The organism is Enterobacter cloacae complex sp. I2 (assembly GCF_014896205.1).
GTDB lineage: Bacteria > Pseudomonadota > Gammaproteobacteria > Enterobacterales > Enterobacteriaceae > Enterobacter > Enterobacter quasihormaechei.
Genome location: NZ_JADBRA010000018.1, coordinates 95,485 through 116,005 on the forward strand (window position 1 = coordinate 95,485; position 20,521 = coordinate 116,005).

The following is a 20,521-nucleotide window of genomic DNA, read 5'->3' on the forward strand; positions in this document are numbered from 1 at the left end:
AATGCATTAATGATGGATGCCGGACATATCAGCATTCGCGCGCTGCTGATCTTCATCGACGTATACGAAACGCAAAATTTTTCCGTGGTCGCGCGGCGGGAAGGGATCTCCGCGTCGCAGGTTTCACGCGTGATCCACCAGCTTGAGGACGCCCTCGGGCAACAGCTGTTCTACCGCAACACGCGGGCGATTATGCCCACAGAGAGCGGACATCTTTTTGTTCGCTATGCGCGGGCGATGGCCGGTAACCTGGAAGATGCGCGACGCGAGCTGGATGAACGCGCCCGCGAGCCGTCGGGCACGCTGCGCATCAATGGCCCGGTCTTTTTCGGACAACGGCACATCGCGCCGGGCCTGCCTGGGCTTCTGGCGCGTTATCCCCGTCTCTCCGTTGAACTTACCCTCACCGACGATTTTATCGATCCCCACCGCGACGCCGCGGACGTTATCTTTCGCATCGGCGCGCTGACGGACTCCTCGTTTCACGCGCGGGTGTTTGGGCAGCAGTTCTACCATCTGGCGGCCTCGCCGGACTATCTGCGCAAACATGGCGCGCCTGAGGGGCCGGACGATCTTAGCCGTCACCGCTGTCTGGTGTACCGCGGATCGTCCGGGCCTAACCGCTGGCTGATCCGGTCGCCGGGCGAGGCGTGGGTTCACTATCCCGTCGTACCGTTGATGACCTCCAATAACGCGGAAACGCTCCTGATTTCGGCGCTGGGCGGCATGGGCATTGTGCTTTTCCCCGACTGGATGGTGAGCGAACGGCTGAAAAGCGGTGAGCTGGTGGCATTGCTGCCGGAGAGGGAGTGTTCAATCAATACGGAGCCGCTGACGATTGCGGCGATTTACCCGAACGCGCGTCATCCGCCCCTGAACGTCAGGGCGGTGATTGATTACTATATTGAACGGTTCGGTACGCCGCTGTACTGGCAAACCTGAGGATTAACGGGCAAGCTCGCGGCGGAGGATCTCTGCTCCGGCGCTTAGCGCCTTGAGCTTACCGTTGGCAACCTGGCGGGAAAGGGGAGCCATGCCGCAGTTGGTCGACGGATAAAGCTTGTCTGCATCCACAAACTGCAACGCCTTGCGCAGCGTATCGGCGACCTCTTCCGGCGTTTCGATGGTTTGGGTGGCGACGTCAATCGCCCCGACCATCACTTTTTTACCGCGAATCAGCTCCAGCAGATCCATCGGCACGCGCGAGTTGTGGCACTCCAGCGAGATGATATCGATCTTCGAGGTCTGCAATTTAGGAAACGCCTCTTCATACTGGCGCCACTCGGAACCGAGCGTCTTTTTCCAGTCCGTATTGGCTTTGATGCCGTAACCGTAGCAGATATGCACTGCGGTTTCGCATTTCAGCCCTTCAATGGCGCGCTCCAGCGCGGCGATACCCCAGTCGTTCACCTCGTCGAAAAAGACGTTAAAGGCCGGTTCATCGAACTGAATGATGTCAACGCCTGCCGCTTCCAGCTCGCGCGCTTCCTGATTGAGGATTTTAGCGAACTCCCAGGCCAGCTTTTCGCGGCTTTTATAGTGGGCATCGTAAAGCGTGTCGATCATGGTCATGGGGCCGGGCAGCGCCCACTTGATCGGCTTGTCCGTAAGCTGGCGCAGGTACTTCGCGTCGTCGACGAACACCGGTTTCTGGCGCGCTACCGCATCCACCACGGTCGGCACGCTCGCATCATAGCGATTACGGATGCGCACCGTCTGGCGGTTCTCAAAATCCACTCCGCTCAGGTGTTCAATAAAGGTGGTAACGAAATGCTGGCGGGTTTGTTCGCCATCGCTGACGATATCAATCCCCGCGCGGAGTTGCTCGTCCAGAGACAAACGCAGCGCATCCTGTTTCCCTGCCAGTAATTCGTCGTCCTGTAATTTCCACGGTGACCAGAGCGTTTCCGGCTGCGCAAGCCAGGTGGGTTTCGGCAGGCTGCCAGCCGTCGATGTCGGGAGCAATGTTTTCATAAGTAGAAACCTTTTATCCGTATTAAATTAAAGCGTGAAGTGATGAGACCACTGCTCAAGAAGGGTTTTATAGGGTTTGATAAACCGCTCTTCGGTATATTTCCCCTGCTCAATGGCCAGACGGCTGCGCTCTTCACGGTCATAAACGATTTTGGTTAATGAGTGATCCTGCTGATTCAGGTCGGGCTGATAGCACTGCCCCGCGGCGGAATTAGCATTATAAATTTCCGGGCGATAAATCTTCTGGAACGTCTCCATCGTGCTGATGGTGCCGATCAGCTCCAGATTGGTGTAATCACGCAGTAAATCGCCGGTGAAGAAGAAGGCAAAAGGCGCGACGCTGTTCTCAGGCATGAAGTAGCGAACCTTAAGGCCCATTTTGGCGAAATACTGCTCCGTCAGCGACTCGCCGTCCGGCTGGTACTCCAGGCCCAGCACCGGATGGTGGTTACCGGTGCGGCGGTAGGTGTCTTTGCTGGAGACGCTCAGGCAGATCACCGGCGCTTTTTTGAAGTTCTCCCGATATTCCGCAGAATGCACAAAACACTTAAAAATATTGCCGTGCAGCTCACCGAAATTCTCGGGGAGAGTAAAACGGGATTGATCTTTATTGTGCTCCAGCAGCAGGACGCTGAAATCATAGTCACGGACATAGGATGAGAAGTTATTCCCGACGATGCCTTCAATGCGCTCGTCGGTCTTTTTATCCACAATCGTCGTTTGCAGAATTTCGATGGCCGGGAAGGTAAATTCCCCGCCAATATTCATATCGACCGATACAATCTCCAGCTCAACGGCGTAGCGGTCCGCCTTGGGGTTATCCCAGCTCGCCAGCGCGTTAAAGCGATTGTTGATCATCACCAGCGTATTGCGCAGGTTTTCCTGACGCTTCTCCCCACGGGCGAGGTTGGCGAAGTTGGTGGTCGTGCGCGTGTTTTCTGACGGGTTATAGTTTTCATCAAAGCAACTGCGCTTAAGGGTAAATGTGAAAGCCTGACTCATTTTCGTTATGCATCCTAAGTTCATGTTGCCGGGACGTTATCAATGCATAATTTATGCCTGAGCCACTGGCGCAGGGGAAGTGACTTAATTTCACTGCGTCATGAGGGTTCTTCATGAACTGCGCAATTCAGGTATAATCCCCCGACATTTCCAACCGGTTTAAACGATCATGACAAAACTCACCCTACAAGAGCAGATGCTGAAAGCGGGCTTAGTCAGCAGCAAAAAGATGGCGAAGGTCCAGCGCACGGCAAAAAAATCCCGCGTCCAGGCTCGCGAGGCGAGAGAAGCCGTTGAAGAGAATAAGAAAGCGCAGCTTGAGCGTGACAAGCAGCTGAGCGAACAGCAAAAACAGGCGGTGCTGGCGAAAGAGTTTAAGGCGCAGGTGAAGCAGCTGATTGAGATGAACCGCATCACCGTGGCGAGGGGCAACATCACCTTTAACTTTACCGACGGCAACCTGATCAAAAAAATCGATGTCGATAAGCAGACACAAACCCAGCTGATTAACGGTCGTCTGGCCATTGCCCGTCTGGTGATTAACGCGAATGGCGACTGTGAATATGCGATTATTCCGGCGGTGGTAGCGGATAAAATTGCCCAGCGCGATGCAGACAGCATTGTGCTAAACAGCGCGCTGAGTCAGGAAGAGCAGGACGAAGACGATCCGTACGCAGACTTCAAAATCCCTGACGATTTAATGTGGTAAACCTGTTTCAAAATGGCGCGGCGTGACGGGCATTCATGGTCTCGCCGCTCAGCGGATGCATAAAACTCAGAACGCTTGCATGCAGCATCAGCCGGGGCGTTTCTTCAGCGCCCGGCCATTCCAGTCCACCATACAGATCGCACCCCAAAATAGGGTGACCTAACTGCTGGCAGTGAATGCGCAACTGGTGGGTGCGCCCGGTCTCCGGGATAAGTTCCACCCGCGTCAACGGCATTTTCGTATCCTGGTATACACGTTCCACCACCCGGTAGCGGGAGCGGGCGGGTTTACCGGTGAGTGAACAGATCGTCATCAGCGGAAACAGCGCCGGATCTTTGGCAATCGGCGCATCCACGGTCCCTTCATCCTCTTCCACATGTCCGCACAGCAGGGCGGTGTAAACCTTGCTGACGGCGCGCTGGCTGAACTGGTGACAAAGAGCGGCGTTAATCACCTTGTTACGCGCAATGACCATCAGGCCCGAGGTGCCAAAATCAAGGCGATGCACCAGCGTGCAGCCAGGAAAGGTTTGCACCAGACGGTGGTGAACGGAATCGCGGTTTTGCGGATTTTTTCCCGAGAGGCTAAGCAGGCCGGAAGGTTTGTTGATAAGCAGCAGATGTTCGTCCTGCCATAAGATCTCAATGTCGTCGTGACAGGGGGGTGCAATAAAAGTATCGATAATGACAGACATCAGGCCGCCCGGCTGGAGAGTGGGTGCGGATGATAACGAAATATGCAGGAAAAGAAAAACCCTCCCACCGGGCGGTGAGAGGGGGAGATCTTAGGCAGCGACCAGGCTGTCGATAGCGGCTTTCGCGTCGGACTGCGCTTTGGTAGCCACTTCCGGGCCGTAAGCGATACCTTCAGCGAACACAAAGTTCACGTCGGTAATGCCGATGAAGCCGAGGAACAGGGTCATGTACGGCGCCACCAGGTCGGTTGGGGTATCTTTGTGAATACCGCCGCGGCTGGTCAGGACGATAGCGCGTTTACCTTTTACCAGACCTTCCGGGCCGTTCTCGGTGTAACGGAAGGTTACGCCAGCGCGCGCCACCAGGTCGAAGTAGTTCTTCAGCTGGGTAGGAATGTTGAAGTTGTACATTGGGGCGTTGATCACGATAACGTCGTGCGCCTGCAATTCAGCAATCAGCTCGTCGGAGAGCGCCAGGGCTTCCTGCTGACGTGGGGATAAAGGCGCATCGCTCGGACGCAGCGCGCCAACCAGCTCGCCGTCCAGCACAGGAATCGGGTTTGCCGCCAGGTCGCGAACGGTGATTTCATCCGCAGTATGCTGTTCGCGCCACTGCTCAACGAAATAGTCGGATAACTGACCAGACTGTGAGTACCCTGCCAGAATACTGGATTTCAACACTAATACTTTGCTCATGGGAAATTCCTGTTTTGTATTTGATTGAAGGGGGTTGCCCCGTTGCTTGTTGACACTTTATTCACAATCCTGCCACAGGGATAGCGCAATATATCGAAGTCTATGTTCGAATTTTTTGAATAAGGCGCGAAAAGCGCTGATGTGGTACTCTATAGCAATCATTAAAAAGAGATTTTATCCGGCAGTGCACTGCCCGTTAACGCTATGACAGAACAACAAAAATTGACCTTCCCGATGCTGATGCAGCAGCTTAATTCGCTGATGCTGCGCGACAAACAGCGGTTTGCGCGCCGCCTGCACGGGGTTAAGAAGGTTAAAAATCCTGATGCACAACAGGCCATTTACCAGGAGATGGCCAAAGAGATTGAACAGGCGGCAGGGAAGGTTGTGCTGCGCGAAGCCGCACGCCCGGAGATTACCTACCCGGAAAACCTGCCCGTCAGCCAGAAAAAACAGGACATTCTTGAGGCCGTGCGCGACCACCAGGTGGTGATTGTCGCGGGCGAAACCGGTTCAGGTAAAACCACCCAGTTGCCGAAAATCTGCATGGAGCTGGGCCGCGGGGTGAAGGGGCTGATTGGCCATACCCAGCCGCGTCGTCTGGCGGCGCGCACCGTGGCGAACCGTATTGCCGAAGAGCTGCAAACGGAGCCGGGCGGCTGCATCGGCTACAAGGTGCGATTCAGCGATCGCGTCAGCGACAACACCATGGTTAAGTTGATGACCGACGGTATTCTGCTGGCGGAAATCCAGCAGGATCGTCTGCTGATGCAATACGACACCATCATCATCGATGAAGCGCACGAGCGCAGCCTGAACATCGACTTCCTGCTCGGCTACCTGAAAGAGCTGCTGCCGCGCCGTCCGGATCTGAAAATCATCATCACCTCCGCGACCATCGACCCGGAGCGCTTCTCAAAACATTTCAACAACGCGCCGATTATTGAAGTGTCGGGCCGCACCTATCCGGTGGAAGTGCGCTATCGCCCGATTGTTGAAGAGGCGGACGATACCGAGCGCGACCAGCTTCAGGCCATCTTTGATGCCGTCGACGAGCTGGGCAACGAGAGTTCGGGCGACATTCTGATCTTTATGAGCGGCGAGCGCGAAATTCGCGACACCGCCGATGCGCTCAGCAAGCGCGACCTGCGCCATACTGAGATCCTGCCGCTGTACGCGCGCCTGTCGAACAGCGAGCAGAACCGCGTGTTCCAGCCGCACGGCGGGCGCCGCATCGTGCTGGCGACCAACGTGGCCGAAACTTCGCTCACCGTGCCGGGCATCAAATACGTGATCGACCCTGGCACGGCGCGCATCAGCCGCTACAGCTACCGTACCAAGGTCCAGCGCCTGCCGATCGAGCCGGTATCGCAGGCGTCGGCGAATCAGCGTAAGGGGCGCTGTGGCCGCGTGTCGGAAGGGATCTGTATTCGTCTCTATTCGGAAGACGATTTCCTGTCGCGCCCGGCGTTTACCGACCCCGAGATCCTGCGCACCAACCTGGCGTCCGTTATTCTGCAAATGACCGCGCTGGGGCTGGGCGATATCGCCGCCTTCCCGTTTGTGGAAGCGCCGGACAAGCGCAATATTCAGGACGGGGTGCGCCTGCTGGAAGAGCTGGGCGCCATCACCACCGACGAGCAGGCGACGGCCTACAGGCTAACGCCATTAGGCCGTCAGCTTAGCCAGCTTCCGGTTGATCCGCGTCTGGCGCGCATGGTGCTGGAAGCGCAAAAGCATGGCTGCGTGCGCGAGGCGATGATCATCACCTCGGCGCTCTCCATTCAGGATCCGCGCGAGCGCCCGATGGACAAACAGCAGGCGTCGGATGAAAAACACCGTCGCTTCCACGATAAAGAGTCTGATTTCCTCGCCTTTGTGAACCTGTGGAACTACCTCGGCGAGCAGCAAAAAGCGCTCTCCTCGAACCAGTTCCGTCGTCAGTGCCGGGTGGATTTCCTCAACTACCTGCGCGTGCGCGAGTGGCAGGATATCTATACCCAGCTGCGCCAGGTGGTAAAAGAGCTGGGCATCCCGGTGAACAGTGAACCGGCGGAGTACCGCGAAATTCATATCGCGCTGCTGACCGGCCTGCTGTCCCATATCGGGATGAAGGATGCCGATAAGCAGGAGTATACCGGGGCACGTAACGCACGATTCTCCATCTTCCCGGGCTCGGGCTTGTTCAAAAAGCCGCCGAAGTGGACCATGGTTGCCGAGCTGGTGGAAACCAGCCGTCTGTGGGGGCGCATTGCCGCGCGCATCGACCCTGAATGGGTTGAACCGGTGGCGCAGCACCTGCTGAAACGCTCGTACAGCGAGCCGCACTGGGAGCGCGGGCAGGGCGCGGTGATGGCAACCGAAAAAGTCACCGTCTATGGCCTGCCGGTGGTCGCTGCGCGGAAGGTTAACTACAGCCAGATCGATCCGGCGTTAAGTCGCGAGCTGTTTATCCGCCATGCGCTGGTGGAGGGCGACTGGCAGACGCGCCACGCGTTCTTCCGCGAAAACCTGAAGCTGCGCGCCGAGGTGGAAGAGCTTGAGCACAAGTCCCGCCGCCGCGACATTCTGGTGGACGACGAGACGCTGTTTGAGTTTTACGACCAGCGCATCAGCCACGATGTGATCTCGGCGCGCCATTTCGACAGCTGGTGGAAGAAAGCCAGCAAAGAGACCCCGGACCTGCTCAACTTCGAAAAGAGCATGCTGATCAAAGAGGGCGCGGAGTCGGTCAGCAAGCTCGACTACCCGAACTTCTGGCATCAGGGGAACCTCAAGCTGCGGCTGACCTATCAGTTTGAGCCGGGCGCGGATGCCGATGGCGTGACGGTGCACATTCCGCTGCCGCTGTTAAACCAGGTGGAAGAGAGCGGGTTTGAGTGGCAAATTCCCGGCCTGCGCCGCGAGCTGGTGATTGCGCTGATCAAGTCGCTGCCAAAGCCGGTACGGCGCAATTTTGTGCCAGCACCGAACTACGCCGAAGCCTTTTTAGGCCGCGTCACGCCGCTGGAGCTGCCGCTGCTGGACGCGCTTGAGCGCGAGTTCCGCCGCATGACCGGGACCACCATTGACCGCGAGGACTGGAACTGGGATCAGGTGCCCGATCACCTGAAAATCACCTTCCGCGTGGTGGACGATAAAAATAAAAAACTGCTGGAAGGCCGCTCGCTTTCGGAACTGAAGGACGCCCTGAAGGGCAAAGTGCAGGAGACCCTGTCTGCCGTGGCGGACGACGGTATCGAGCAGAGCGGGCTGCATATCTGGAGCTTTGGTCAACTTCCGGAAAGCTACGAGCAGAAGCGCGGGAACTACAAGGTGAAAGCCTGGCCTGCGCTGGTGGATGAGCGCGACAGCGTGGCGATTAAGCTCTTTGACAATCCGCAGGAACAGCAGCAGATGATGTGGCGCGGGCTGCGTCGACTGCTTCTGCTCAACATTCCGTCGCCGATTAAGTATCTGCACGAGAAGCTGCCGAACAAAGCCAAGCTGGGGCTGTACTTTAACCCGTACGGCAAAGTGCTGGATCTGATTGACGACTGCATCTCCTGCGGCGTGGACAAGCTGATCCACGAGGCGGGCGGTCCGGTCTGGACGGAAGAGGGCTTTGCTCAGCTTCATGAAAAGGTGCGCGCGGAGCTGAACGATACCGTGGTAGAGATTGCGAAACAGGTCGAGCAGATCCTCACCGCCGTGTTCACTATCAACAAGCGCCTGAAAGGGCGGGTGGATATGACCATGGCGCTGGGGCTGTCGGACGTGAAGGCGCAGATGGCCGGGCTGGTCTATCGCGGTTTTGTGACCGGCAACGGCTTTAAGCGGCTGGGCGATACGCTGCGTTATTTGCAGGCGATTGAAAAACGTCTGGAGAAAATGGCGATCGATCCGCATCGCGACCGGGTGCAGATGCTGAAAGTCGAAAACGTGCAGCAGGCATGGCAGCAGTGGCTGAACAAACTGCCGCCGGCGCGTCGGGAGGATGACGACGTGCAGGAGATCCGCTGGATGATCGAGGAGTTGCGCGTGAGCTTTTTCGCTCAGCAGCTTGGCACCCCGTACCCGATTTCGGACAAGCGTATCTTGCAGGCGATGGAGCAGATCTCCGGCTAAAACCTTTGCCCGGTGGCGCTGCGCTTACCGGGCCTACGGAAGCATATGTATGCCTCGTGAGGCGTGGCCGCGTTCCACCATCACCAGACGTGTAGGCCGGGTAAGGCGTAGCCGCCACCCGGCATGTTTTCACGCACTGGCCCAACCGCCGCCCAGCGCTTTATACAAATCAATTTGCGCCAGCAGCAGGTTATTTTTCACCTGTACCAAGTTTGTCTGCACCGAGAATAAGGTGCGCTGCGCGTCAAGCACATCCAGATAGGAAGAGTACCCGTTGCGGTAGCGGTTTTGCGCAATCCGCAGCGTCTCCTGCGCGACCTGCTGCTGTGCCAGCAGCTCGGTAAGCTGTTCCTGATAGCGGGTGATGGCATCAAGGCTGTCATTCACCTCGACAAACGCGTTACGTACGGTTTTTTCGTAGCTGTACAGCGCCTGATTGCGCTGGGACTGAGAGATATCTACCTGTGCATTCAGCGTCTGGCGGTTCAGCAGCGGCGCAAGAATACTGCCGCCCACGCTCCAGAGCTGTAGGGGGTTATCCAGCAATCCCGACAGCGTGCGATCCTGCACCGATCCCGTGGCCGTGAGGTTGATCGACGGCAGCAGGCTGGCGCGCGATGACGCCAGCGTCGCGTCCGCCGCAACGAGCTGACGTTCCGCCTGGACGATATCCGGACGTCGGTTAAGTAACGTCGACGGCAGTTGTGAAGGCAGTTTCAGCGGCGTCAGGGCGTCGAAGCTTTCACCGCGCGGAACGTCACCCGGATTGCCGCCAAGCAGCAGGCTAAGCGCATTCTCCTGTTGCGCAATCTGGTGCTGAAGAAGTGGAACCTGCGCGCGGGTGGCGCGCAGCTCAGAATCCGATTGCATCAGCTCAAGGCGAGAGCTGTATCCCGTCTCAAACTGCCGTTTAGCAAGGTTAAACGCCTCTTCACGCGACTTCAGCGTGGAACGGGTCACGCGAAGCTGTTCATCCAGCGACAGCAGGGTGACGTACCCGGAGGCCACTGACGACGCGACGGTAAGATCTGCCGCCGCAGCAGCCGCTTTTTGTGCCTCCAGCGATGCTTCAGCGGCACGGGTGGTGCCGCGGTTTACACCCCAGATATCCACGTCGTAGCTGGCGGTCAGGCTGCCTTTATACAGCGTACCGTATACCGGAAGCCCGGTGGCGGCGGACTGCGAGCGTCCGCGCGTTCCCGTCACGCCCGCATCTAGCGACGGAAACAGGCTGCCGTCGGCGGCGTACACCCGGGCCTGATACTCATTAATCCGTTCGCGGGCAATCAGCACGTCGCTGTTGTTCTTCAGCGCCTGATCCACATAGCGGTTCAGATGGCTGTCGTGAAAATTGCGCCACCAGAGCTGCTCTGCCGGGCTGGACGGCCCCGACGTGGCGCGCCACTGGGCCGGAATGTGCAGTGACGATGTGGCGGGCTCAACGTCTACCGACTGGCAACCCGCCAGGATAGCCATCATCAGCAGGCCAGCGATCGGGCGAAGCGTCATTGTTTCGCCTCCCGCGTGTCGATGGTGACCTGCACCGACATGCCAGGGCGCAGCAGCCGGTAGTCCTCCGCCTCACCGAGAACCTCAATGCGCACCGGGATGCGCTGGGCGATTTTGACAAAGTTGCCTGTGGCGTTATCCGGGGTGATAGCGCTGAACTCCACGCCAGTGGCCGGGGAAATGCTCTCTACGCGCCCCTGATAGGCTTTATCGTTCAACGCATCGACGGTGAATTTCACCGGCTGGCCGACGCGTATATTCGCCAGCTGCGTCTCTTTGATGTTGGCGATCACCCAGTGCTGCGGCGGAACCAGCGTGGTCAAGTGCGTTCCGGCAGTCACGTACGCCCCCAGACGCACCGCAACCTGCCCGAGCTGGCCGTCGCGCGGGGCGACAATTCGGGTGTTTTGCAGATCGATCTGCGCCAGTTCAAGGGCGGCTTTGGCATTTTCAACGTCCGCTTCCAGCGAACCGCGATTAACGATGACCGTTTGTAAATCCTGGCGCGACATCTCAAGCGTCGCTTTTGCCTGATCGATATCGGCGCTACCCTGCGCGGCACTCGCCAGCGCTGCATCGCGCTCGCGGATGGACAGGGAGCCGTCTGCGGTCAGATCCTTCACGCGCCTCAGATCCGCCTGGGTTTTCAGGCTTTGGGCACGGGCGTTTTTCAGCGCCGCCTCGTTTCTGGCAATCACCGCTTCCGCACTTTTGCGTTGTTGCAGGTTGTTGTTCAGGGCAGCGATTTTCATTGCCAGCTGCGCCTCGGCCTGATGGACGCGCTGGCGATAGATCCGGTCGTCAATCTGCAACAGCAGATCGCCTTTTTTAACCTGCACGAAATCCTGAACGTGAACCTCGGTAATGTAGCCGTTTACCTGTGGACTGATGAACGTTGTCTGGCCGCGCACGTAGGCGTTATCGGTGAACTGCGCGTGACGCGTGAACGGAGGCAACTGCCAGGCATAAAGGATCACCAGCACCCCGACAATACCGATAGCCGCGGCGGTGAAAATGGACACGACGCGCACGTTTTTACGGGTGTTGGCCTGCTCTTTGGCGGCATCCTGCTGACTCATAACCTCTCCTGAAAAATAATCATGACTTATTGCCAGTGGCGTTCTTAAGGGCCATACGGGCGGTAATGCGCAGGCGCAGCAAGCGCCATAAAATCCAGACCAGCGTGGCAGTGGCAATGCTCGCCGTCAGTAAATAAGTATCGTTGTAAGCCAGAATATTTGCCTCAAGCGCCGTCACCGTCTGGAGCTGGGTAATGGCCTGAGTGCCCAGCAGGGAACTGTCGCCAATCAGGCTTTTATACATCTGGGTGTAAAGCTGAATACGTTCGTTCACCAGCGGGTTCAGGGTGGTGAGCTGGTCGGCCAGCAGGCTGGAATGGTACTTCTCGCGCCAGGTCTGGAAGGTGCCGAGGATCGCGGAACCCAGCAGGCCTCCAAGGTTCTGACTCATGCCAAACATTACGGAAAAGCTGACCAGGTTGCGCGGGTCGGCGATCACCCCGCCAATGGCGGCCAGCATCGCAGGCGCGAGGAAGAAAGCGCTGCCGAAGCCCAGCAGGAACTGGCTGAACATCAGCTGATCCGGTCGGGTCAGGTTGTTGGACTGGCTGTCCAGCAGCGAGGCGATAATCATCAGCGCCAGCGAGGTGATAATCGGCCAGGCCAGTTTAGTGGGTTTTATCGTCAGGCAACTGGTGACGATACCGCAGACAATCCCGGCGAAAATAGCCCATGCCAGATGGGTCATCTGTTCATTCTGTAGGCCTACATATTGCAGCCAGCCGATGACGCCGGTGTTCTGCTCCGCCAGCACGATGCGGATCAGCAGCATAATCAGCCCCAGACGTACGATGCTGCCGCTGGAGAGCCAACGCGTATTGAGCAGCGGGTTGCTGCGGTTATGCTCAAACACAATCGCAGAGACAATCAGCACCAGCGAGAGGGCCAGCGCCCAGCCGATCCACGGCGCTTCAAACCACCAGTCCAGACGCCCTAACGACAGAACCGCGCACAGCAGCGCCATGCCGGGTGCCAGCAAAAAGAAGGTGATGAAATCTTTCTTCTCGAAAACTTTGCGCCGATCGCCCGGGGGCAGCTTTAGCACCATCACGCAGGCCAGCGATATCAGGGCCAGCCCCAGTTCGAAGAAGTACAGTCCGCGCCACTCGTCAAGCTGTAACAGCTCGGTGGAGAACAGCCGCGCCAGCGGGATCGCCAGCGACGACCCGGTAATGCCGATGGTCAGCGCCTTCAGTCGATGCTTCGCGGGCCAGGCCTGTATCTGGTAATAAATGCCGAGCGAGCTGAGCGCGGCGGCGACCATCCCGTGCGCCGCACGCACCATCAGCGCCGAACTGAGATCGTTCACAAACAGGTGGAAAAAGGTGACCAGCACATACAGCACCAGGAAGCCTTCCGTAAACGCGCGTAAACCGTACTGCTGGCGAAACTTCACCAGCAGCAGATTTATGGAGACGTTGGTCATAACATACACCGCGGGCAGCCAGGCGATTTCGGTCGACCAGGCGCCGAAGGTGCCTTGCAGATTTTGCAGATTGGCGGTGACGACCGCGTTACCCAGCGCCCCGGTCAAACACACCAACAGGCCGACCACGCCATAGGCGATCCGTTTTGGGGTGGGATGTTCCGGGGTGGAAGGGGAACCCAGCAGGGCGGGTTTCTCGTGTGGCTGCCACTCGCGAGGAGCATAAGGATCGCGTTGGGGCAGGCGCATAACGGGGTTTACCTTTCAAAAAGTTGAATTGTGAGCGGGCTAATGATTCTACGGTTGCCGCAAATCATAATTCAAGTGAATACGATTATTGTATGTTAATCAAATGTAGAGGGAATAATGAAGAAAAAGTGCGGCTCGCGAACGGAGCCGCAATAATATTATCGCTGTTCCGGCTGCGCCTGAAGGTGGCGTTCACGGTTGATGCGGCTGGCACAAAAAATTGCAACGAGGGAGATAGCGACCGTCACGCCCAGATACCAGGCCACGGGTACCCAGTCGCCGTCGTATTTCGCCAGCAGTCCGGTAGCTATTAGCGGTGCCGTTCCGCCTGCCAGCGCGGCCCCAAGTTGATAACCCAGCGTGATACCGGTGTAGCGAACGTTGGCACTGAAAATTTCAGAGCAGAGCGTCCCGAGAACTGCCGTCACCGGTGCCCACAGTACGCCAAAAGCGATAACGGTCGCGAGCACAATTCCCCAGGTGGTACCGGTATTCAGCAGCATAAACCAGGGCACGATAAACAGGCCGAGCATGAAGACACTGACGGAGTACATTCGCTGGCGGCCAACCCTGTCGGAGAGCAGCCCCATCAGCGGGATCATGATAGTGGCGACCAGTGCGCCAAGAGTGACTGCCTCCAGCGCCTGGGATTTCTGATAGGTAAGGGTGGTAGTGGCGTAGCTCACCACAAACGTGGAGAAAATATAGAACGGTGCTGTCTCAACAACCTTAAGCCCGGCGGCAATTAGCACTTCACGCCAGTGGTGTTTTAGGGTGTCGCGCAGCGGAGCTTTCGCAACCTGACCGGAGTTTTTCACTTTCTGGAAATCAGGCGTTTCGTCAATATCTTTCCGGATCCACAGCCCCAATAATACCAGCACGGAACTGAGCAGGAACGGAATGCGCCAGCCCCAGGAGAGAAAATCCTCTTCGCTGAACAGCGTCATTAGCGAGACGATAAATGTTGCCATCAACATGCCGATGGTAACGCCCGCCTGCGGAATACTGCCGAAGAAGCCTTTGCGTTTTTCTGGCGCATACTCGTAAGCCAGCAGCAGCGCGCCACCCCATTCACCGCCGATACCCATCCCCTGAATAATACGCATCAGGATCAGCAACGCGGGCGCCCACATCCCGATCATGTCGTAGGTGGGCAGCAGGCCAATCATCACGGTTGCACCTCCCATCAATGAAAGGGTTAGGACAAGCGTTTTTTTGCGACCGATACGATCCCCGATATGTGCAAAGAGAACGCCGCCAATGGGGCGAATAAAGAAGGTCAACGAGAAGGAGAGATACGAGAGGATCAGCCCGATTACCGGGTCGACCATCGGAAAGAAAATCTTGTTAAACACCAGGGCGGCAGCGGTGCCATAGAGAAAATAATCAAACCATTCAATAGAACTTCCCGTAAGACTGGCAATTAATACCTTTTTGTTTTTCCGCAATACCGTTGTCGTGCTCTCATGTTGTGTCATGACTCAAAACTCCGCCACGTGGATGATAATAGAGGTGTTACCTGGCGCGCTTCAGGTGCAACCTGTCGGTGTGTAATGGTTGTGAAATTGTTAAGAAACTTAGGGTTGGATGTTACGTTTGGCAAGTCAGCCAGAACTAAAACGGGTCAGATCACGATGGATTAAGCAGCAACAGGTGCTTTTTCAGCACGCTGTTTTGGCAGGATGTATTGAAGGGCAGATAATCAAAAGCACAAACCCAGGGTGCAACCCAATTGTTTTTGGATGTTTCTGGTTATTTCATCAAAATGACAAATATGCCGCGTAATGAGCACCTCCGCTTTCAGAGTGATCTCCTTTTCACCCCCGTTGCGTGAAGTACTCTAAAGATGAATGCTGTAAGGAGGTAACGATGACAATGGCACTTTTCCCCTGTCTGCCTGGCACAACCCTCGACGCCGTGAATACCGTCGGGACGTGGCTTGCTCAGGATGACTATCAGGACAACCAGCCCGTTGATCTGGTGATTCTGGCAGGTAACGCGGTTATTCCCGCGATTGATGCTGCCTGTAAAATCGCGGCTGAACAGAGTGTTCCTCTGATCATCAGCGGCGGGATCGGTCACTCGACGACCTTCCTTTACGCCGCGATTGCGAAACACCCCCGCTACAACAGGATACCCACCACCGGGCGGGCCGAGGCGGCTATCCTGGCCGACATCGCCCGCGAGTTCTGGAATATTCCGGCTGAAAAACTTCACGTTGAGGATCAGTCCACCAACTGCGGGGAAAACGCCCGCTTCAGCTGGGCGTTAATGAAACAATCCGGCCTGAACGCCGCACGGGTGCTGGTGGTGCAGGACCCGACGATGCAGCGTCGCACAATGGCTACGTTTGCCCGCGTATGCCGCGACGACAGCATATCGCCCGCCTGGGTGAGTCACCCCGGCCTGACCCCGGTGCTGCAAAACAGCGACGACGGTCTGGTCTTTAGCGGCCCGGTTGAGGGGTTATGGCCGGTAGAGCGCTACCTGTCGCTGGTGCTGGGTGAACTTCCACGATTAAGGGACGACATTAACGGCTACGGTCCGGCGGGGCGTGACTTTATTGCCCACGTCGACATCCCCGCCGAGGTGGAGTCGGCGTGGCAGACCTTACGAAACGACGTCATTCTCACCGACGCGCTGGTGAGCCGTTCTCTGCTGTAGCGATCTGCCCGTTTGCGCCATCTTTTACGCAAACGGGCATCTCATGTTGCCAATTTGTAATTCCTGAAGCGTGCTGACCCGTTTCTTTTATGAGATATCTCACAAAAACAGGCTCATACAGTAGGCATTTGCCCCGGTAATTATAGTTTTTAACAATAAGTTTACTTGTTGAAAACAGTGTAATTACAGGAGCAGGTTATGACAGTACCCGTACAACATCCTATGTATATCGATGGACAGTTTGTTGCCTGGCAGGGTGATGCATGGATTGACGTGATCAATCCGGCCACGGAAGAGGTCATTTCCCGTATTCCCGACGGCGGCGCCGAGGATGCCCGCAAAGCCATTGATGCGGCAGAGCGCGCGCAGGCTGGCTGGGAGGCGCTGCCTGCCATTGAACGCGCAGGCTGGCTGCGCAAAATTTCCGCCGGGATCCGCGAGCGCGTCAGCGAAATCAGCGCGCTGATTGTGGCCGAAGGCGGCAAGATCCAGCAGCTGGCGGAAGTGGAAGTGAACTTTACCGCTGACTATATCGACTATATGGCCGAGTGGGCGCGTCGTTATGAAGGGGAAATCATTCAGAGCGACCGTCCGGGCGAGAATATTCTGGTGTTTAAACGCGCCCTCGGCGTGACCACCGGTATCCTGCCGTGGAACTTTCCCTTCTTCCTGATCGCCCGTAAGCTAGCCCCCGCGCTGATCACCGGCAACACCATCGTTATCAAGCCGAGCGAATTTACCCCAAACAACGCCATTGCGTTCGCCAAAATCGTCGACGAGATTGGCCTGCCGAAAGGCGTCTTTAACCTGGTGCTGGGCCGCGGTGAAACCGTTGGACAGGAGCTGGCCGGGAATCCGAAGGTGGCGATGGTAAGCATGACCGGCAGCGTCGGGGCGGGCGAGAAGATCATGGCAGCGGCTGCGAAAAACATCACCAAAGTGGGGCTGGAGCTGGGCGGTAAAGCACCGGCTATCGTGATGGACGATGCCGACCTCGAGCTGGCCGTGAAGGCCATTGTCGATTCACGCGTTATCAACACCGGACAGGTCTGTAACTGCGCTGAACGTGTTTACGTCCAGAAAGGGATCTACGACCGCTTTGTCAATCGTCTGGGCGAGGCCATGAAAGCCGTCCAGTTCGGTAATCCGGCGGAACGAACCGACATTGCCATGGGGCCGCTGATCAACGCCGCCGCGCTGGAGCGCGTCGAGCAGAAGGTGGCGCGCGCGGTGCAGGAAGGGGCAAAAGTTGTCCTTGGCGGTAAGGCAGCAGAAGGCAAAGGGTATTTCTATCCCCCAACGCTGCTGCTGGACGTGCGTCAGGACATGACCATCATGCACGAAGAGACCTTTGGCCCGGTGCTGCCCGTGGTGGTTTTCGACACGCTGGAAGAGGCCCTGAAAATGGCCAACGACAGTGACTACGGTTTAACCTCGTCTGTTTATACGCAGGATCTGAACGTCGCCATGAAAGCCATTAAAGGGCTTAAGTTCGGTGAGACCTACATTAACCGCGAAAACTTTGAAGCGATGCAGGGCTTCCATGCGGGCTGGCGGAAATCCGGTATCGGCGGGGCGGACGGTAAACACGGTCTGAATGAGTATTTGCAGACGCAGGTGGTCTATTTGCAGTCGTAATTAAGAGCCCCCTCCGTGCGAGGGGGTTCACATTTTCAGGAAAGGTGGTTATGTTGGCGCGTTGGTTGTTATTTATCGGGAAACGACATGCGCACAAAATATACGGGTCTGCAAATCAGCATTCACTGGCTGGTTTTTCTGTTAGTTATTATGGCCTATTGCGCCATGGAGTTCAGGGGATGGTTCCCGCGAAGCGATCGTCCGCTCATTAATATGATCCACGTTTCCTGCGGGATCAGCATCCTGGTGCTGATGGTGGCGCGCCTGCTTATTCGCCTTAAATTCCCGGCTCCGCCTATTCAACCGAAGCCAAAAGCAATGATCACCGGGCTGTCTCATCTGGGGCATCTGGTTATCTACCTGCTGTTCATTGCGCTGCCGCTGATCGGCATCGTGATGATGTATAACCGGGGAAATGACTGGTTTGCCTTTGGCCTGACGATGCCGCATGCGGCGGAGGGGAATTTTGACCTGGTGGACAGCCTAAAAGAGTGGCACGTGACCCTGGCGAATCTGGGCTATTTCGTCATTGGTTTGCACGCCTTTGCCGCGCTAATGCATCACTACTTCTGGAAGGACAACACGCTGCTGCGCATGATGCCGAAAAAGCGTCAGTAAACGATAATGCCCTGCCAGTCCGCAGGGCATTTTTTTCGCTGTTTATTGCAGCTGCGCGCGCTCCTGCGTCGTTAACTCCAGCGTCTGGGTTGAACCCGTTTCCGACGATTTTACCGCCGCTTCCAGCACCGCCATCACCGCCAGCGCTTCCACCGGATGGACCGGATTATCAATCTTGCCGTTCAGGGCATCGCGCACGTTGATATAGTATTGTCGCTGATCGCCTTTTGGCGCAGGGATAGCGCTGGCTTCACCCTGAGCATTAAACAGCACCATATCGTCGCTGTCTTCACCCCAGCTTTCGCTGCCTGGAATGACGCCCGCCAGCAGCTGGGCTTCCTGCTGGTCGATGCGCGCTTTCACCACGCTCGCTTTGTCGCCGTGGACCGTAAAGCGTGAAACGCCGCCCGCCACCAGCATGCTGCAATGGAGGATCACTTTGTGTTCAGGATAATTCAGCACCACGTGCGCCCAGTCGTTAATCTCTGCGCCGTCACGCAGCGTGGCGATGTTGCCCTGCACCGACTGTGGCAGTCCAAAAAGCTGTAGCGTCTGGTCAATCATGTGCGGGCCTAAGTCAAACCACAGGCCGCTGCCGGGAACGTTTTGCTCTCTCCAGCGCACGCGAACTTCCGGGCGGAAACGATCGATATGTGACTCAAGGTGTTTTACCTTGCCGATGCTGCCTTGCGCAATCACCTGCTTAATGCCGAGAAAATCGCTGTCCCAGCGGCGGTTATGGAAGACAGAAAGCAGCAGCTGTTTTTCTTCAGCCAGCGTAATCAGATCCCGCGCTTCCTGCATATCCAGCGTGAACGGCTTATCTACCACCACGTGCTTGCCGGCGTTCAGGGCCAGCGTAGCCAGCGGCGCATGGGTCGCGTTGGGGGAGGCGATCACCACCAGGTCGATATCCGGGTGCTGAATGGCCTTTTCTGGCGTGGCGACAACGAGGACGTCGGGCAGATCGCGTTTGACCTTCTCTTCATCCCGGGATGAGACCACCGCCAGCTTCAGGCCATCGACGGACCGGATCAGCGGGGCATGAAACGTCTTACCTACAAAACCATACCCGATCAGCGCAATATTGATTGTTTTCACTTTATTCATGACCTTCTCCACGTTAATGCGCGCAAACGGTAACCTGCAAGGCGCCAGGGTCCCCGAGCTCTGCCCAGGGACGATCTAAAAACAGTTGATGAATCTGGGATAACCCCGAAACCAGATACGGTTCGCACTGGTTGAGCTTCAGGTGATCGGCGACTATCCAGCGCGCCTGGCTTGCGGCCAGCATGGCTCGCTTGACCTCGGCATCCGCCTCCTGACTGGCGCTTAACCCGAGCTCGGCATGAATGGCGCATGCGCCAAGAATGGCGATATCTGCCCGGTAGCGAGAGAGCAGGGAAAGGGTGGCACTTCCGGCAAACAGGCGCTGTTTCTGATCCCACTTTCCACCGAGCAGGATCAGGTCAATATCCTCCCGGGCGCTAACCAGCTGGGCGATATCGAGAGAAGGGGTAATGATGGTCAGCGGCCCCTGAAGGAAAGAGGCAACGGCCAGTATTGTGCTTCCCGCGTCCAGAAAAAGCGTCGAGCCCGCAGGCACATGTTGCGCCACCTGTTTACCCAACTGCTGCTTAATTTCAGGAAGCAAGGTATTCCTGCTGACACGGGTCATCGTCGAGAGATTGAGTGCGATGGCTCCGCCATGGTTTTTTTGCGCAAGGCCCTGCTTTTCCAGGTCGGTCAAATCGCGACGGATGGTGTCAGCCGATACCTGTAGCCTTTCTGCCAGCTCGGTGATGCTGGCCTGGCCTTGTTCACTAATAATATCAAGCACATATTTCTGTCTGGCGGTTTTATGCATGAGGGCACTATCCTGCAAAATGTCGCAATATCTCGCAGTTTACAGCATTTTGCAGGAAAAGAAATGAGGCAGGCGTGCAATGTTATCTAAAAACAGTTTAATGAGGTTATTATTGATATCGCATTAATCATTCTTCAAAAACATGTATTTAACTTTTATCCAGGTTGTTATCGCTATGTTTTACATAGGAATTTGGGTTAAGTCGCCAGTTTACAGACGGTAATTGGTTTTTTTATCTAATTTATAATTAAAAAATAGTGCTTGTATCTATATAGGTTCAAGTGAATAG

General features: G+C 56.6%; 16 protein-coding genes. 6 read left to right on the forward strand and 10 right to left on the reverse strand.

The window, feature by feature from the left end; translation table 11 throughout:
* Positions 1-9: 9 nt before the first annotated feature.
* Positions 10-942, forward strand: a complete 933-nt coding sequence (locus IM300_RS16485; protein WP_193032478.1) for a LysR family transcriptional regulator — start codon at positions 10-12, stop codon at positions 940-942.
* A 3-nt stretch (positions 943-945) separates the two neighbouring features.
* Here IM300_RS16485 and IM300_RS16490 read toward each other — a convergent pair whose 3' ends face one another.
* Together IM300_RS16490 and IM300_RS16495 are read right to left on the reverse strand one after the other, a co-directional pair.
* Positions 946-1,974 carry a methionine synthase gene (locus IM300_RS16490; protein ID WP_063866773.1) on the reverse strand — a complete coding sequence of 343 codons (1,029 nt, stop codon included), beginning with the start codon at positions 1,972-1,974 and terminating at the stop codon, positions 946-948.
* A 27-nt stretch (positions 1,975-2,001) separates the two neighbouring features.
* Positions 2,002-2,976: a DUF1852 domain-containing protein gene (locus IM300_RS16495; protein ID WP_102750686.1), complete on the reverse strand. Its 975-nt coding sequence runs from the start codon at positions 2,974-2,976 to the stop codon at positions 2,002-2,004.
* 169 nt (positions 2,977-3,145) lie between these two features.
* On the opposite strand from IM300_RS16495, the gene IM300_RS16500 reads away from it, so the two are divergent.
* Entirely contained in the window at positions 3,146-3,685 is a 540-nt protein-coding gene (locus IM300_RS16500) for a DUF2058 domain-containing protein (protein ID WP_063451397.1), read from the forward strand.
* A gap of 7 nt (positions 3,686-3,692) precedes the next feature.
* Here IM300_RS16500 and IM300_RS16505 read toward each other — a convergent pair whose 3' ends face one another.
* Entirely contained in the window at positions 3,693-4,379 is a 687-nt protein-coding gene (locus IM300_RS16505; protein ID WP_107535308.1) for an RluA family pseudouridine synthase, read from the reverse strand.
* Positions 4,380-4,469: 90 nt separating this feature from the next.
* A complete protein-coding gene (azoR, locus tag IM300_RS16510; RefSeq protein WP_063451395.1) occupies positions 4,470-5,075 on the reverse strand; it encodes an FMN-dependent NADH-azoreductase in 606 nt (201 codons plus the stop codon).
* A 204-nt stretch (positions 5,076-5,279) separates the two neighbouring features.
* Between azoR and hrpA the strand changes: the two genes are divergently transcribed.
* A complete protein-coding gene (gene hrpA, locus IM300_RS16515; protein WP_193037453.1) occupies positions 5,280-9,182 on the forward strand; it encodes an ATP-dependent RNA helicase HrpA in 3,903 nt (1,300 codons plus the stop codon).
* 129 nt (positions 9,183-9,311) lie between these two features.
* On the opposite strand, the gene IM300_RS16520 is transcribed toward hrpA, so the two are convergent.
* The 4 genes from IM300_RS16520 to IM300_RS16535 all read right to left on the reverse strand — a co-directional run bounded on the left by IM300_RS16520 (position 9,312) and on the right by IM300_RS16535 (position 14,923).
* Entirely contained in the window at positions 9,312-10,691 is a 1,380-nt protein-coding gene (locus IM300_RS16520) for an efflux transporter outer membrane subunit (protein WP_193037455.1), read from the reverse strand.
* Complete coding sequence (locus IM300_RS16525; RefSeq protein ID WP_107535312.1) at positions 10,688-11,770, reverse strand: HlyD family secretion protein; 1,083 nt, start codon at positions 11,768-11,770, stop codon at positions 10,688-10,690. The genes IM300_RS16520 and IM300_RS16525 overlap by 4 nt, the downstream gene beginning before the upstream one ends.
* A 19-nt stretch (positions 11,771-11,789) precedes the next feature.
* The gene (locus IM300_RS16530) at positions 11,790-13,445 is read right to left on the reverse strand and encodes an MFS transporter (protein ID WP_063451390.1); all 1,656 of its coding nucleotides are present in this window, start codon (positions 13,443-13,445) and stop codon (positions 11,790-11,792) included.
* 158 nt (positions 13,446-13,603) lie between these two features.
* Positions 13,604-14,923 (reverse strand): MFS transporter, encoded by a 1,320-nt coding sequence (locus tag IM300_RS16535; RefSeq protein WP_193037457.1) that lies wholly within the window; start codon positions 14,921-14,923, stop codon positions 13,604-13,606.
* Between the two features lie 391 nt (positions 14,924-15,314).
* Between IM300_RS16535 and IM300_RS16540 the strand changes: the two genes are divergently transcribed.
* The 3 genes from IM300_RS16540 to cybB all read left to right on the forward strand — a co-directional run bounded on the left by IM300_RS16540 (position 15,315) and on the right by cybB (position 18,365).
* Entirely contained in the window at positions 15,315-16,109 is a 795-nt protein-coding gene (locus tag IM300_RS16540) for a YdcF family protein (protein WP_193037459.1), read from the forward strand.
* Positions 16,110-16,307: 198 nt separating this feature from the next.
* Positions 16,308-17,747 carry an aldehyde dehydrogenase gene (gene aldA, locus IM300_RS16545; RefSeq protein ID WP_063866765.1) on the forward strand — a complete coding sequence of 480 codons (1,440 nt, stop codon included), beginning with the start codon at positions 16,308-16,310 and terminating at the stop codon, positions 17,745-17,747.
* Positions 17,748-17,834: 87 nt separating this feature from the next.
* Complete coding sequence (gene cybB / locus IM300_RS16550; protein WP_063451386.1) at positions 17,835-18,365, forward strand: cytochrome b561; 531 nt, start codon at positions 17,835-17,837, stop codon at positions 18,363-18,365.
* 42 nt (positions 18,366-18,407) lie between these two features.
* On the opposite strand, the gene IM300_RS16555 is transcribed toward cybB, so the two are convergent.
* The gene (locus IM300_RS16555) at positions 18,408-19,475 is read right to left on the reverse strand and encodes an oxidoreductase (RefSeq protein ID WP_193037460.1); all 1,068 of its coding nucleotides are present in this window, start codon (positions 19,473-19,475) and stop codon (positions 18,408-18,410) included.
* Positions 19,476-19,488: 13 nt separating this feature from the next.
* On the reverse strand, positions 19,489-20,232 hold the full coding sequence (locus IM300_RS16560) for a DeoR/GlpR family DNA-binding transcription regulator (RefSeq protein WP_063866762.1): 744 nt from the start codon (positions 20,230-20,232) through the stop codon (positions 19,489-19,491).
* Positions 20,233-20,521: the final 289 nt, after the last annotated feature.

What these genes read in the sequence shown, in the direction of transcription:
- cybB (WP_063451386.1), top strand. Translation starts at nt 17,835, where the DNA reads ATGCGCACAAAATATACGGGTCTGCAAATCAGCATTCACTGGCTGGTT.
- IM300_RS16495 (WP_102750686.1), bottom strand. Translation starts at nt 2,976, where the DNA reads ATGAGTCAGGCTTTCACATTTACCCTTAAGCGCAGTTGCTTTGATGAA.
- IM300_RS16540 (WP_193037459.1), top strand. Translation starts at nt 15,315, where the DNA reads ATGACAATGGCACTTTTCCCCTGTCTGCCTGGCACAACCCTCGACGCC.
- IM300_RS16555 (WP_193037460.1), bottom strand. Translation starts at nt 19,475, where the DNA reads ATGAATAAAGTGAAAACAATCAATATTGCGCTGATCGGGTATGGTTTT.
- IM300_RS16520 (WP_193037455.1), bottom strand. Translation starts at nt 10,691, where the DNA reads ATGACGCTTCGCCCGATCGCTGGCCTGCTGATGATGGCTATCCTGGCG.
- hrpA (WP_193037453.1), top strand. Translation starts at nt 5,280, where the DNA reads ATGACAGAACAACAAAAATTGACCTTCCCGATGCTGATGCAGCAGCTT.
- aldA (WP_063866765.1), top strand. Translation starts at nt 16,308, where the DNA reads ATGACAGTACCCGTACAACATCCTATGTATATCGATGGACAGTTTGTT.
- IM300_RS16560 (WP_063866762.1), bottom strand. Translation starts at nt 20,232, where the DNA reads ATGCATAAAACCGCCAGACAGAAATATGTGCTTGATATTATTAGTGAA.
- IM300_RS16535 (WP_193037457.1), bottom strand. Translation starts at nt 14,923, where the DNA reads ATGACACAACATGAGAGCACGACAACGGTATTGCGGAAAAACAAAAAG.
- IM300_RS16505 (WP_107535308.1), bottom strand. Translation starts at nt 4,379, where the DNA reads ATGTCTGTCATTATCGATACTTTTATTGCACCCCCCTGTCACGACGAC.
- IM300_RS16500 (WP_063451397.1), top strand. Translation starts at nt 3,146, where the DNA reads ATGACAAAACTCACCCTACAAGAGCAGATGCTGAAAGCGGGCTTAGTC.
- IM300_RS16530 (WP_063451390.1), bottom strand. Translation starts at nt 13,445, where the DNA reads ATGCGCCTGCCCCAACGCGATCCTTATGCTCCTCGCGAGTGGCAGCCA.
- IM300_RS16525 (WP_107535312.1), bottom strand. Translation starts at nt 11,770, where the DNA reads ATGAGTCAGCAGGATGCCGCCAAAGAGCAGGCCAACACCCGTAAAAAC.
- IM300_RS16490 (WP_063866773.1), bottom strand. Translation starts at nt 1,974, where the DNA reads ATGAAAACATTGCTCCCGACATCGACGGCTGGCAGCCTGCCGAAACCC.
- azoR (WP_063451395.1), bottom strand. Translation starts at nt 5,075, where the DNA reads ATGAGCAAAGTATTAGTGTTGAAATCCAGTATTCTGGCAGGGTACTCA.
- IM300_RS16485 (WP_193032478.1), top strand. Translation starts at nt 10, where the DNA reads ATGATGGATGCCGGACATATCAGCATTCGCGCGCTGCTGATCTTCATC.